Annotated in this window: 13 protein-coding genes; 6 read left to right on the top strand and 7 right to left on the bottom strand. The window is 64.1% G+C overall.

Features of this window, described 5'->3' with window-relative positions:
- Position 1: 1 nt before the first annotated feature.
- Genes SERRSCBI_RS02800 through SERRSCBI_RS02785 form a run of 4 tightly spaced genes read right to left on the bottom strand, consistent with a single transcriptional unit; the run spans position 2 to position 3,643 of the window.
- Positions 2–799, bottom strand: a complete 798-nt coding sequence (locus tag SERRSCBI_RS02800; protein WP_042783635.1) for a MoaF C-terminal domain-containing protein — start codon at positions 797–799, stop codon at positions 2–4.
- 10 nt (positions 800–809) lie between these two features.
- Entirely contained in the window at positions 810–1,592 is a 783-nt protein-coding gene (locus tag SERRSCBI_RS02795; protein WP_033641761.1) for an SDR family NAD(P)-dependent oxidoreductase, read from the bottom strand.
- Positions 1,585–2,175, bottom strand: coding sequence for a DUF3156 family protein (locus SERRSCBI_RS02790; protein WP_042783632.1), 591 nt, complete (start codon positions 2,173–2,175; stop codon positions 1,585–1,587). The genes SERRSCBI_RS02795 and SERRSCBI_RS02790 overlap by 8 nt, the downstream gene beginning before the upstream one ends.
- Entirely contained in the window at positions 2,150–3,643 is a 1,494-nt protein-coding gene (locus SERRSCBI_RS02785; RefSeq protein WP_042783631.1) for an APC family permease, read from the bottom strand. Before SERRSCBI_RS02785 ends, SERRSCBI_RS02790 begins: the two co-directional genes overlap by 26 nt.
- 96 nt (positions 3,644–3,739) lie before the next feature.
- Here SERRSCBI_RS02785 and SERRSCBI_RS24630 point away from each other — a divergent pair, with 96 nt between their 5' ends.
- From SERRSCBI_RS24630 to SERRSCBI_RS02765, 5 genes are all read left to right on the top strand, one after another.
- Positions 3,740–3,904 carry a hypothetical protein gene (locus SERRSCBI_RS24630; RefSeq protein WP_156965085.1) on the top strand — a complete coding sequence of 55 codons (165 nt, stop codon included), beginning with the start codon at positions 3,740–3,742 and terminating at the stop codon, positions 3,902–3,904.
- 361 nt (positions 3,905–4,265) lie between these two features.
- Positions 4,266–4,913, top strand: coding sequence for a LuxR family transcriptional regulator (locus SERRSCBI_RS02780; RefSeq protein ID WP_042783630.1), 648 nt, complete (start codon positions 4,266–4,268; stop codon positions 4,911–4,913).
- A gap of 139 nt (positions 4,914–5,052) precedes the next feature.
- Positions 5,053–6,240 (top strand): MFS transporter, encoded by a 1,188-nt coding sequence (locus SERRSCBI_RS02775; protein WP_042783629.1) that lies wholly within the window; start codon positions 5,053–5,055, stop codon positions 6,238–6,240.
- Positions 6,237–7,349, top strand: coding sequence for a class II histone deacetylase (locus SERRSCBI_RS02770; RefSeq protein ID WP_042783628.1), 1,113 nt, complete (start codon positions 6,237–6,239; stop codon positions 7,347–7,349). Before SERRSCBI_RS02775 ends, SERRSCBI_RS02770 begins: the two co-directional genes overlap by 4 nt.
- Before the next feature lie 95 nt (positions 7,350–7,444).
- Entirely contained in the window at positions 7,445–8,251 is an 807-nt protein-coding gene (locus tag SERRSCBI_RS02765; RefSeq protein WP_042783626.1) for an alpha/beta hydrolase, read from the top strand.
- A 38-nt stretch (positions 8,252–8,289) separates the two neighbouring features.
- Here the strand turns inward: SERRSCBI_RS02765 and SERRSCBI_RS02760 are convergent, their stop codons facing one another.
- The 3 genes from SERRSCBI_RS02760 to SERRSCBI_RS02750 form a co-directional block, all read right to left on the bottom strand.
- On the bottom strand, positions 8,290–8,655 hold the full coding sequence (locus SERRSCBI_RS02760; protein WP_042783625.1) for a cupin domain-containing protein: 366 nt from the start codon (positions 8,653–8,655) through the stop codon (positions 8,290–8,292).
- Between the two features lie 18 nt (positions 8,656–8,673).
- A complete protein-coding gene (locus SERRSCBI_RS02755) occupies positions 8,674–9,975 on the bottom strand; it encodes an FAD-binding oxidoreductase (RefSeq protein WP_033636959.1) in 1,302 nt (433 codons plus the stop codon).
- 101 nt (positions 9,976–10,076) lie between these two features.
- Positions 10,077–10,835 carry a helix-turn-helix transcriptional regulator gene (locus SERRSCBI_RS02750; protein WP_042783624.1) on the bottom strand — a complete coding sequence of 253 codons (759 nt, stop codon included), beginning with the start codon at positions 10,833–10,835 and terminating at the stop codon, positions 10,077–10,079.
- 229 nt (positions 10,836–11,064) lie between these two features.
- Here SERRSCBI_RS02750 and SERRSCBI_RS02745 point away from each other — a divergent pair, with 229 nt between their 5' ends.
- Positions 11,065–12,192, top strand: a complete 1,128-nt coding sequence (locus SERRSCBI_RS02745; protein WP_042783623.1) for an iron-containing alcohol dehydrogenase — start codon at positions 11,065–11,067, stop codon at positions 12,190–12,192.
- Positions 12,193–12,271: the final 79 nt, after the last annotated feature.

The raw sequence follows: 12,271 nt of genomic DNA, 5'->3' as shown, positions 1-12,271 counted from the left end.
CCTATCCTCGCGGGTGGCGCGTGGTGTTGAGCACCTGCGCGTGGGCACCGACCGCAAAGTTGCTCAGCGCGCTGAAATCGCTGCCCTGATAACCGAGGATCTTGCCGTCGGTGCGCATGCCCTGCAGATCGATCATCACCACGCCCAGCGTCGGAATGATCTTCTCGCGCCAGACGAACAGATAAAGCTGCTCCGCCACCTTCACGTAGTGGCAGCGATCGACGTCCGCCAGCCCCTTCTCCACCCCGTCCAGACACTGCCAGGCGTAGAAGTTGTCGTTCAGGTAGATGTGCTCGTACCGTTCGGTCGGGCTGTAGGTGTACATGTTGCGCATGCCGATCAGCTCATCGGTAAAGCCCGGCGGCGCCACGTCGGCGTCATCCAGCGTGCCGAAGCGGAATTCGGCCTCGACCGCGGTCAGCGGCAGCCCCTGCTCCACCCGGCTAAAGGCGTCGAGCCGCGCCTGCGCTTCGTCCGGCAGCTGGCCGTATACCGCAGTGAAGTTGCCCTGATTGCGGTCGCATACCAGCGTAATGCTGGCGTTGGCGCGGGCGGGATCGAGAAAATCGATGAACAGCACGCCGGGGTGAATGCTGGTGGCGCGATAGGCGATACCGCGCCGCTCCCCCCACTCCAGCGTCTGCGCATCGGTAAACCGACAGCGCTGCGTCGCGCCGTCGCTGAAACGCAGCGTCAGCGTGGTGCCCGCCAGGCCGTGCTGGCGTTCCAGCGTATTGCTGTGCGGCGCAAAGCCTTCCGCCAGCGCGCCAACCTGAATGAATACCGCTTCTGAACTCATGGAATGCTCCTTACAGGGAAGTGAAAGCCAGGGTCGGCACATCGACAATGGTGGAGCCGCCGTCGGCCACCAGCGCCGCGCCGGTAATGATTGAAGCTTCGCTGGAGCAGAGGAAACGGCAGACGCGGGCGATCTCCTCGGCGCTGGCCGGCCGGCGCAGCGGCACGTCGCGGCAGACCATCTGGTAAGCCTGTTCCAGCGAAATCTGATGGGCGTCCATCAACAGCTGCATCTCTTCGTCCGCCATCGGCGTGGTCACCCAGCCCGGGCACACCGCGTTGGCGCGCACGCCCAGCGGGCCATAGTCGCGGGCGATGGAGCGCATCAGGCCGATCAGCGCGTGCTTGGCGGTGACGTAGCCGCAGACCTCCGGCCCGGCGGCCAGCGAAGCGATAGAGGCCACGAACAGCAGGTTGCCGCCGCTTTTAATCAGCTCCGGCAGGCAGGCGCGCGCGCTGGCGAAAGCGCTGTTGAGGTTGCTGTCCATCGCCCCTTGCCACTGCGCGTCGCTCATCTCGGTAATGCGCTTGAAGCCCATGCCGCCGGCGCTGCCGATCAGGCAGTCGATGCGCCCGGCGTCGCGCAGAATCGCCGGCAGCAGCGTGTGGGCCCAGCTCTCGCCGCTGGCGGCGTCGCCCACCAGCGCCTGCGCGCCGATCTCTTGCGCCAGCGCCGCCAACGGTTCCGGGCGGCGGCCGATGATGAACACCCGATCGCCCTGCGCCGCCAGCAAACGGGCGCAGGCGGCGCCAACGCCGGTGCCGCCGCCGGTAATCACAACCACTCTATTCATGATTCAGCTTCTCCATCAGTTGGCCGATCATCAGCAGGCTGCTCAACAGCAACCGCCGCTGTTCGGCATCCAGCCGCAGATAGCGGCGGCCGGCCGGCACGCGGCTGACCACCTCCGAGGCGGCGAAATGCTCGATATCCGCCTGCCAGCGCCCGTCGTTCACCGTCAGCCGCACGCGGCGAAAATCCAGCTGCGCCAGCGTCTCGCCGATCTGCGGGTAGCGCAGCAGGCCGTCCAACAGCCGCTGCGCGGCCGCATGGCGCTGGCGCAGCAGATAGCGCACTCCGCGCCGCCGCAGCCAGCCGCCGGTCACCACGTCCAGCGTCAGCGGAGGCTGCGCTGTGCACGTGCCCTGCAACCGAAAGCGGTGGCTGACGATATGCGCCATAAACAGCCCCTGCACCTGTTCGCTGACCTCGATCTGCGGCCCCTGCGGCAGCGTCAGCCGCAGCAGGCTCGGCGCCAGGCGTTCGCACGCGTAGGGTTCCAGGTTGCGCGCCAGACGGTCCAGCGCGGCGCCCGGCCGATAGCCCGACGGCGCTCGCCGCCAGGCGCGATTAAGTGAGGGAAGTAAGCCGATCAAACTGCGCCTCCTCGTTTTCGCCCTTGGCGAACGCGTTCTCCAGCACCCGCTCGACCGGCACCGGCTTGAACGGATTCACTTTCTGCACGCACAGCGTCCAGAACAGCGCATAGGCGGCGGTCAGGCCGATCATCCAGCCGAAGGGAATGTAGACGTCGCGCGGATTCATCCCCGGCGGCGTGATGTAAACGATGGCCAGCACGATGCCGACGCTGGAGACGATCTGCGGCAGCGGGAACCACGGCGATTTATAGGCGCGCGGCAGATCGGGGCGGCGCAGGCGCAGCAGCACCACCGAGCAGGTCACCAGCAGGTAGGCCACGCCCCAGGCGCACACCGCCGCCAGCACCAGCGGAATGATCTTGTCGAGGTTGCCCTGAATGGCGAAGGCATGTACGCAGGGGATCAGGACCGCCACCAGAATGCCGACCACCGGCGTCTTAAAGCGCGGGTGCAGATAAGCGAACATGCGCGGCAGCGCGCCGTCCAGCGCCATGCCGTACAGAATGCGCGGCACCGCCGCCATCAGCGTGTTGATGGTTGCCGCGCCCGCCAGCAGCAGGCCGACGCCCAGCCAGTATTTGCCGAACTGGCCCATCACCTGGCCGGCGAACGCCGGGATGGCCATCGGCGTTTCCAGCAGACGCGTGCCGCTGGCGGCGTCGATCACCACGTTTTCCACCTGGTGGCTGAGCGCCGCGCCGTACAGCGCCATGCATACCGCCACGCCGCACAGCCCGAGCGCCATCGCGCGCGGGATCACCCGATCGCAGCGTTTGATCTCCGGCGCCATCGGCGTCACCAGCTCGCAGCCGACGAACATGAACATCGCCATGCCGATCAGGCTGAACACCGCGAAGGGATCGTTCAGGTTCAACGTGCTGCCGAACCAGCCTTCGAGCGGCACCGCATGCGGCGACAGCAGCCCGACGATGCCAAAAATCACCAGCGTGCTCCACATGGCGAAGGTCAGCACGATCTCCGCCTTGCCGAAGGCCTCGATGCCGAACGCGTTGAGCATGCCGAACACGACAACCAGCCCGACGCCGACCATCCAGGAGGCGTTGTGGCTTTCCATCAGGGTGTTGAGGTGTTCGAAGTTCACCAGCGCCATAATGCCGGAGAGAATGGTCTCGGCGGTGCCGGCGAAGATATGCACGATCAGGTAGGCCGACAGCGCGCCGGTGATGGCGAAAAAGCGCCCCATGCCGCAGGAAATATAGTCGTAAACGGAACCGGAGGTCGGCAGCAGCGCCGCCGCTTCGGAGAAGGTGGTGAGCTGCGCCTGCATCATGACGAAAGCGATCAGCATCGCCAGCGCGAAGGTGTCGCCGCCGATGCCAAAGCCGCTGGTGACGGTCAGGATCACCGGGCTGGCCATGATCACCCCGACCGAACTGGCCAGGGTGGTGGGAAAGCCGACCTTGCCTCGAGCCAGGTGGGCGTGCAACCGCGACGACAGGTTCATGGTTATTTCCTCTTATAGTTTTGGCCTGATGCATGCAGGTGCTTGCAGGTTTTTCACCGCCAGCGGCGGTCATCTCACTATAGAGAGGAAAGGAAAATGCTGACTATCGTCCTTAAGGACGAGACGGTTTCAACCTGCGGCCGCGCTCACGGCGGCGCGCTCACTCAGCATGAAGCGGATCGGCTCAGCCCAAGCAAGGTCATCATTTTTTCGTCTTATACGTTTGGCGCCGCCTGGCGCTATCTTCAATTCGCAGTGTAGGAAGCGGTGGAAAAGCCTGGCTATCGTTCTTAAGAACGAGGGGCGGCGACGGTCGCGCCGGTTGTAGCACGCGCAGGGCGGCGAGGGCTTCGCCCAGGCAAGCAGTGAAAAGCGCTGTAAATTCAGCGGGAAAAGCGGCGAATTATTTCATTAACCTATTAATGAAAATCGCGATAAATCCGAACTGAAAAGCCCTGATTAACGCAGTGTCATCTTGTTATTTATGTGTTTTATTGCAATCGGCCTCACGTTGTTAATATGTTTTTATTGTGTTGCCAAATTGCTACAACTATGCTTGTATCGTTCATATATTGACCGCCAACATTCTCCAGATTGAACGATAAAGGGAGGAACACGAATCATGCACAGCACAGCATCCGATGCCTTTATCAACAGTTGTTTGGCGACTATTACGCACCTGATCCCGGTGTCTGCCGGGGTGTTTTATCTGGTCGATCGCGACCTGCGGCCAGATCACTACATCCTGCACGGCATGCCCGATAAAACGCATCAGCAGTACCTGAACCACTTCCAACAGATAGACCCGCTGCAGCCGGCCAATTTCCATCGCCAGGACATCACCATGGTCGGCATGAGCCCGGCGGCGATCGCCGACAACCGCCGCTATTACCACGACTTTATGCTGCCGAACGACATGCGCGACATGACGGAAATTTTCATTCGCCAACGCAAACGCATCGTCGCCGGGGTGTCGCTGATCCGCGATACGCCGTTTACCGAAGTGGAGCGCGGCCGCCTGCGCGCGGTGCTGCCGCTGATCGAGCTGGCGACGCGCGATCTGCTGCCCGACAGCGAGGCGCAGCTGTTGACCGCCAAAGAGCAAGAGATCGTCAACCTGGTGCGCGAAGGCGCCAGCAATAAGCGCATCGCCCTGAAGCTGGGCATTTCGCTGTCTACGGTGAAAACCCATATGCGCAATATTTTCGCCAAAACCGACGTGGTGAACCGCACCGAGCTGGTCGCCGGCGGCTTTCTCGCCCACGGTTAACGCCCGATAACGGCCGCCGCTGCCGACGGCCGGAAAATAACGCCAAAACATATTCGCCATTTATGGCGCGGCCTCCCCCTGCCCGCAATCGGGCCGGGCGGGATATTTCATCGTCACTCAACGCTCGGGGAAAAGGTTTATGTCCAGTGATTCGGTTTCCGCGCCCGCCGTCGGCACGGCGCTCCCCTGCCCGCCGCGGCTGTTGACCGCCATTATCGTCTTCGCCGCCATCGCGCCGGGCATTCTGATGACCGCCCCCGCCGTGGCCGCCCAGCTCGCGACTCAGTGGCAGCTCGGCCCGGCGCAGATCGGCCACCTGTTCTCCACCGAACTCGGCGCCATGAGCCTGGCCACGCTGCCGGCGTGGTGGTGGATCGGGCGCATCAACTGGCGGCGGGTCGCTACGCTGTCGGCGCTGGTGTTTATCGCCGGCAACCTGGCTTCGGCGCTGGTGCAAGATTTTACCTTGCTGCTGCCGCTGCGCTTCATCGCCTCGCTGGCGGGCGGCACCCTGATGATCCTGTGCATCACCTGCGCTGCCGGCACCGCCAATCCCAGCCGCGTCTATGCCTTCTGGGTGCTCGGCCAGCTGGTGCTGGGTGCGGTCGGGCTGCTGGTGCTGCCACCGCTGTTTGCGCACTTCGGCCTGATGGCGGTCTACCTGATTTTGGCCGCCATCATGCTGTGCTGCCTGCCGCTCATCCCGGCGTTCCCCAACGGTTTCACCGCCGCCCGCACCGCCCGCAGCGGCCCCGCCGCCTCGCTGGCGCGCAAGCTGTGCGCCGTGCTGGCGGTGCTGACCTTTTACATCAGCCTGAGCGCGGTCTGGACCTTTATCGGCGGCATCGCCGCCGGCGCCGGGCTGTCGCCGGCCCACAGCGGCCAGGTGCTGGCCGTCGCCACCTTGCTCGGCATCGTCGGCGCGGGGGCCGCGGCGCTGATCGGCGCGCGCTTCGGCGGCGGGCACCCGATCGCGCTGGGATACGCCCTGCTGCTGGCCAGCGTGGCGCTGCTGGTGGGTCAACCCCTGCTACTGCGCTTCGCCCTGGCGGCCCTGCTGTTCAAATTCACCTGGACCTTCGTGCTGCCGTTCATTCTGGCGCGGGTCGCCGGGTTGGATAACGACGGCAAGCTGATGAACGGCATCAACCTGGTGATCGGCGGCGGCATGGCCATCGGTCCGACGCTGGCCGGCTCTCTGATCGAATCTTCCGGCGGTTTCAACGCCTTGCTGTTTGGCGCGCTGGGCTGCGCGCTGCTGTCGCTGCTGTTGATTTCGCTGGCTTCACCGCGCGCACCGCGCCGTATAACAGGAGGAGAAAGGTGAAAAGAACAACCGGTTTCTTGTTTGATGAACGCTGTTTCTGGCACAGCACCGGCCTGCACGCCACCACCCTGCCGGTCGGCGGCTGGGTGCAACCGCCCTCGGGCGCCGGCCATGCCGAATCGCCGGAAACCAAACGGCGCATGAAGAACCTGATGGACGTGTCCGGCCTGTCGCGCCGGCTCACCCTGCTGAGCGCCGAACCAGCGACGGAAGAAGACCTGCTGCGCATCCACCCCGCCCACTATCTGCAGCGCTTCAAACAGGTGAGCGACAGCGGCGGCGGCCTGCTGGGGGAAGAGGCGCCGCTGGGGCCGGGCAGCTATGAAATCGCCAAACTCTCCGCCGGGTTGGCCTGCGCGGCGGTGGAGGCGGTGTTGCAAGGCGAGCTGGATAATGCCTATGCGCTGTCGCGCCCGCCGGGCCACCACTGCCTGCCGGATCAATCGATGGGCTTCTGCTTCCTGGCCAATATCCCGATCGCCATCGAGCGCGCCAAGGCCCGTTACGGCCTCGGAAAAGTGGCGGTGCTCGACTGGGACGTGCACCACGGCAACGGCACCCAGCACATCTATTGGCGGCGCGGCGACGTGCTGACGCTGTCGCTGCATCAGGACGGCTGCTTCCCGGCGGGCTATTCCGGCGAACGGGACCGCGGCGAAGGCGCCGGGGCGGGCTGCAACGTTAACGTGCCGATGCTGGCCGGCGCCGGCGATGACGGCTACCTGCACGCCATGCGGCGCATCATCATCCCGGCGCTGGAAAAATTCGAGCCGGAGATGATCATCGTCGCCTGCGGTTACGACGCCAACGCGCTCGATCCGCTGGCGCGCATGCAGTTGCACAGCGACAGCTTCCGCGCCATGACCGCGCTGGTGCAGGAGGCCGCCGACCGGCTGTGCGGCGGCAAACTGGTGATGGTGCATGAAGGCGGCTACGCCGAATCCTACGTGCCGTTCTGCGGGCTGGCGGTGATGGAACAGCTGAGCGGCGTGCGCACGGAAGTGCAGGATCCGCTGCTGGCGTTCATCCAGCAACAGCAGCCGCGCGACGCGTTCAACCGCTTCCAGCGTGAAGCGCTCGACGCGTTGGCACGCCAGTTCGGCCTGTAACCCCCCTCTCTGCGGGCGCCGCACCCGGCGCCCCTGACAACCTCGCCGCCAGCCGCTACGCTGAAGGGCAACCCTACCACCATGAGAACAATAACATGTCCGAACAAACCGTCAGCTTTATCAAAGGCCGTCACGGCGACATCGCCGTGCACGACTGGGGAAACGACAAGCCGCGCTATCTGGCGTTGCTGGTGCACGGCTACGGCGAGCACCTCGGCCGCTATCAATACGTGGCGCGCACGCTGCAGGCGCAGGGCGCGCGGGTGTTCGGCCCCGACCATCTCGGCCACGGCCTGTCGCAGGGCGAACGCGTGCTGATCGAAGATTATGACGCCGTGGTCGACGACGTGCAGCGCGTGGTCAACCATTTCCGGCAGCAATATCCCACCTTGCCGCTGGTGGTGATCGGCCACTCGATGGGCGGCATGATTGCCACCCGCTACGTGCAGCGCCATGGCGAGGAAGTGCGCGCGCTGGTGCTGTCCGGCCCGCTGCTCGGCGACAGAACGGCGATTTCCGATCTGGCCGAACTGCCGACGATCCCCGACTCGCCGCTGGATACCGCCACCCTGGCGCGCGATCCGGCGGTCGGCGCGGCCTATCAGGAGGATCCGCTGGTGTGGCACGGGCCGTTCAAGCGCCCCACCCTGCGCGCCATGCAGCGGATGCTCGCCGCCATCAACGCCGGGCCGGGCTTCGGCGCGCTGCCCACGCTGTGGATCCACGGCGACGACGATCGGCTGGTGCTGATGAGTGAAACGCAAACCGCGCTCGACCGTCTGCGGGGCGACGACTTCGAACAGCTGATCAATGCAGGTGGGCGGCACGAGAGCTTTAACGAAACCAATAAGGATCAGATCCTCAAGCGGGTGACCGATTTTATTGCGCGGGCGCTGGGCTAAGGCGTTCCCCCTCAGCATGCTGAGGGGGCATAAAAGCGTCAGCCCTCGACGATGGCGAGGTAGTGTTTGACGAAGCGATCCGAGGTGATGTCCCAGCGCACCGGGGTGCCCTTCTCGACGAACCAGGAGTCGCCGGCCTGATACTGCACCGACTCGCCGGTGCGTTCGTTGGTCAGGGTGGCGCTGCCTTCCCACACCGTGGCGTGCTCGGCGAACGGATACTCCATCACGAAGCTGCCGCGGGTGCAGCTGAACACGCCGCAGTTCAGGTTGTCGGTCGGCTCGCCGAAGATGCTGGCCACGCCGACGTTTGGCGTGCCGGCGATCACCGTGGCGCCCAGGTTGCTGACGCTGCCGATCTCCAGCAGTTCAGGCAGCGATTGTTTAAGCAGTAACGGTTTCATGTGATTCTCCTCTGAGGGTTAACGGCGGCCTTTCCAGTAGCCGGATGTCTGGTGCCAAACCTTACCGGCGGTGGTCATCACCCGCCGCAGCTTGTCCTTGCCGAAGATGTTGACGTGCGGGATCGAGCTCATCAGATCGTACCGATCGGACCCTTCGCTCATGCCCTCCGCCAGCACCTTGCACACGATGTGGCTCGGCGTCACGCCGAAGCCGGAGTAGCCCTGCACGTAAAATACGTTGTCGCGATCCGGCAGCGTGCCGATCTGCGGGAACAGGTTGGCGCTGCAGCACAGCGGGCCGCCCCAGGCCAGATCGATCTTCACGTCTTTCAGGTACGGGAACACCTTCAGCATCAGGTTGCGGTTCCAGGCCTTGAGATCCGACGGGAAATATTCGATCAGGCGGGTGGCGCTGCCGAACAGCAGCCGGTTTTCGTTGGTCACCCGGTAATAGTCGATCACCGGGCGAATGTCGCTATAGGCGCCGCGGATCGGGCTGATCTGGCGGATCAGATCGTCAGACAGCGGCTCGGTGGCCAGCTGGAAGGCGTAGGTATTGATGGTCTTGCGGTAGATCTGCGGCTCCATGCCGTTGAGGAAGCCGTTGCAGGCCCACAGCATCTTGTTGGCACGCACCGAGCCCATGGCGGTACGCACCGTGATGCGCGGGCCATACTCCACGTTGAGCACGCTGCTGTTCTCAAAGATTTTCACCCCGTAGCCGCTCAGCGCCTTGGCCTCGCCCAGCAACAGGTTAAGCGAATGCACGTGGCCGCCGCCCATGTGTTTCAGCGCGCAGGTGTAGGCGTCGGAGCCCACCACCTGCTTCACCTCCGCCCCGGTGTAGAGCTCAATCTCCTCCTGCGGCGCTACCGCCTTGAACTCCTTCAGCCAGCCGCGCAGGGTCTTCTCCTGGCGTGCGTTGCTGCCGAGATAGCCGTAGCCGAAGCAGAAGTCGGCGTCGATGTCATATTTCTTGATGCGCTCGCGGATAATGCCGGCGCCGAGGTTGCTGATTTTGAAGATGGTTTCCAGCCCGGCCGGGCCAACGTGGCGCTTGATCTTCTCCAGATCGTGGCCGATACCGGCCATCACCTGGCCGCCGTTGCGCCCGGTGCCGCCGTAACCCAGATAGCGGCCTTCGAGAATGGCAATGTTGGTGATGCCCTTCTCCGCCAGCTCCAGCGCGGTGTTGATGCCGGAGAAGCCGCCGCCGATGATCACCACGTCAACGTCCAGATCCTCTTCCAGCGTCGGGAAGCGCAGATCGTATTTTTTGGTCGCCGCGTAGTAGGTTAAGGACTCGATTTCGTTGTTCACTGCCGCACTCCCGATTGCCTATGCCATGACATCGGATTATCGGGAGCCGTGGAATCGTTCGCTATGTCCCCTTAGGGACATTTGCTACAAAAAATTAACATTCACGCGCTGCGCCGCTGCGGGGCGGCCAGCAGCAGGCTGAAAAGTTCGGCCTGCGAGCCGATGTTCAGCTTGCCGTAAATGTTCTTGCGGTGATTTTTTACCGTGCCGAGGCTGATGAACAGCCGGTCGGCAATCTGCTGCGAACCGCAGCCGGCGAGGATCAAATCGACGATCTCCCGCTCGCGCGGCGTCAGCAGATAACGCGCCTGCCCACCGTCGTCGTTCATCGTGTCGGCCTCGGCCGGTGCCGCCACCACTTCGCCGTGCAGCCGCGCCACGCTTTTCACCAGCGTCAGCGCGCTGCGCAGATCCGCCCGCTGCGGGTAGCGCACCGCCACCGTGCGGCGCGCCGAGCCGAAGAATACCCCCAGCCCGCGCTCCGGCGTCAGCTGCAGCAGCACGCCGGCCTCGTCATGCCAGCCGGTCTTGCGATAAAAATTGCGGTAATAGTCGCTGTGATAAAACCCGCAGGGCGCCAGCTGGCGCAGCGTGAGCACCTCACCTTCGCCGCCGTCGTTCAGCGCACGGTAAAACGGATCCTGCAGGTAGGCACCCTGTTGGTAGATCTGGTTGACCGCATCGCTGTTTTCCCGCTCGGTTTTGATCAGGCAGCGCGGCGGCCGGCCGCGTTCGAAGGCATAGACGATGGCGTTGTCGAAGGCGAAAAACCCCTCCAGCCAATTCAACAGGCTGGGATAAAAGCGCGGGCTGGCCACCGCATCGATCACCGCAGACAAGCGTTCAACCTGAATTTCCATACCCGCCTCGCCATTATTAATACATTAACAATCTACCGATTTCGGATGGGGTTAGCCGCATGGCGGCCAGTACTGTTAAAAAAAGCATCCGGCGCGCCGAAATGCAAGAACGCGATCGTTTACATGTTAAACAACTCACAAGTTGCCGCAGCGGGGAAAGCGGTGGCCGCTCCGCGCCCGCTGGCTTATGCTGTGGCATCGCGCTCTGCAACGTCGTCAAGGAGACCTCATGTCCGTCAGCCACATCATCGCCAACCGCCAGACCTGGTTCGGCCACGGCAGCATCCAGCAACTGCCGCCGCTGCTGCTTGCCGATCCGCAGCCGACGCTGCTGTTCAGCTGCCGATCTGTTCTCAAGGGCCCGGTGTACGCCGGCCTGCGCGAATCGCTGACGCCGCTGCTTATCGGCACTGAGATCGTCAGCCACGAGGCGTCGCCGCAGGAAATAGACGCCTGGGTGGCGCGCTGGCGCGGCCAGGCGCGGCGCGTGGTGGCCATCGGCGGCGGCAGCGTCCTGGACGCCGCCAAGGCGTTCTCCGCGCTGGTTGAGCACCCGCTGCCAACGCTGCGCTATATGGAAAAGGTGGGCGACAGCAAAATCAGCGGCGCCACCCTGCCGCTGATCGCCATTCCCACCACCGCCGGCACCGGCAGCGAGGTGACGCAGAACGCGGTGATCACCGATACCCAGGTCAGCAAGGTGAAAGCCTCGCTGCGTCATAACAACTTCGTGCCGCACACCGCCATTCTCGATCCGCAGCTGCTGGCGGGCGCCCCGGAAAAGGTGCTGGCCTACTGCGCCATCGACGCCTTCACCCACCTGTTCGAGGCCTATCTGTCGAAAACCGCCGGCGCCATGACGCGCGATATGTCGCTGAGCGGCATCCGCCACTTCCTCGCCGCCTGGCCGGCGCTTAACCGCAGCGACGCGGCGCGCGAGGCGATCATGCAGGCTTCCTACCTCGGCGGACTGACGCTGAGCGCCGCCGGGCTGGGAGTCATTCACGGCATCGCCGGCGAGATCGGCGCGCTGCGCGACTACCACCACGGGCAGGTCTGCGGTCGCCTGCTGCTGCCGTTCCTCGCCCTGTTGGAAACCAGCGAACAGCCGCAGCAGCGCGCGCTGATGGCCGAGCTGGCCGCCAGACTGTACCCGCACTGGCAGGGCAGCCCGGAGAGCTACCTGAGCGATTTCATCACCCGCCACGCCATCGCGCCGTTCTGGCAGGACGATTTGCCGATTTCCGGCCAGGAGCTGGCGGTGGCGCTCGAGAAATCCAACAGCAAGAATTCCTGGATCGACTATGCGCCGGCGCAGCGGCAACGGATGATCGAAGAGGCGTTTCGCGTCGAATGATTATATAATCAGATCAACGCACTAGCAGGAGTTAAGGAAATGGGCATCATCGGCTGGATCTTCGCCGGCATCGCGGTCG

Origin of the sequence: Serratia sp. SCBI, from assembly GCF_000747565.1 — a bacterium.
Classification (GTDB): Bacteria; Pseudomonadota; Gammaproteobacteria; order Enterobacterales; family Enterobacteriaceae; genus Serratia; species Serratia ureilytica.
Note: the sequence above shows the minus strand (reverse complement) of the source record. Positions and strands in the feature narration are given on the sequence as shown.

What these genes read in the sequence shown, in the direction of transcription:
- SERRSCBI_RS02785 (WP_042783631.1), bottom strand. Translation starts at nt 3,643, where the DNA reads ATGAACCTGTCGTCGCGGTTGCACGCCCACCTGGCTCGAGGCAAGGTC.
- SERRSCBI_RS24630 (WP_156965085.1), top strand. Translation starts at nt 3,740, where the DNA reads ATGCTGACTATCGTCCTTAAGGACGAGACGGTTTCAACCTGCGGCCGC.
- SERRSCBI_RS02775 (WP_042783629.1), top strand. Translation starts at nt 5,053, where the DNA reads ATGTCCAGTGATTCGGTTTCCGCGCCCGCCGTCGGCACGGCGCTCCCC.
- SERRSCBI_RS02765 (WP_042783626.1), top strand. Translation starts at nt 7,445, where the DNA reads ATGTCCGAACAAACCGTCAGCTTTATCAAAGGCCGTCACGGCGACATC.
- SERRSCBI_RS02750 (WP_042783624.1), bottom strand. Translation starts at nt 10,835, where the DNA reads ATGGAAATTCAGGTTGAACGCTTGTCTGCGGTGATCGATGCGGTGGCC.
- SERRSCBI_RS02745 (WP_042783623.1), top strand. Translation starts at nt 11,065, where the DNA reads ATGTCCGTCAGCCACATCATCGCCAACCGCCAGACCTGGTTCGGCCAC.
- SERRSCBI_RS02795 (WP_033641761.1), bottom strand. Translation starts at nt 1,592, where the DNA reads ATGAATAGAGTGGTTGTGATTACCGGCGGCGGCACCGGCGTTGGCGCC.
- SERRSCBI_RS02780 (WP_042783630.1), top strand. Translation starts at nt 4,266, where the DNA reads ATGCACAGCACAGCATCCGATGCCTTTATCAACAGTTGTTTGGCGACT.
- SERRSCBI_RS02760 (WP_042783625.1), bottom strand. Translation starts at nt 8,655, where the DNA reads ATGAAACCGTTACTGCTTAAACAATCGCTGCCTGAACTGCTGGAGATC.
- SERRSCBI_RS02800 (WP_042783635.1), bottom strand. Translation starts at nt 799, where the DNA reads ATGAGTTCAGAAGCGGTATTCATTCAGGTTGGCGCGCTGGCGGAAGGC.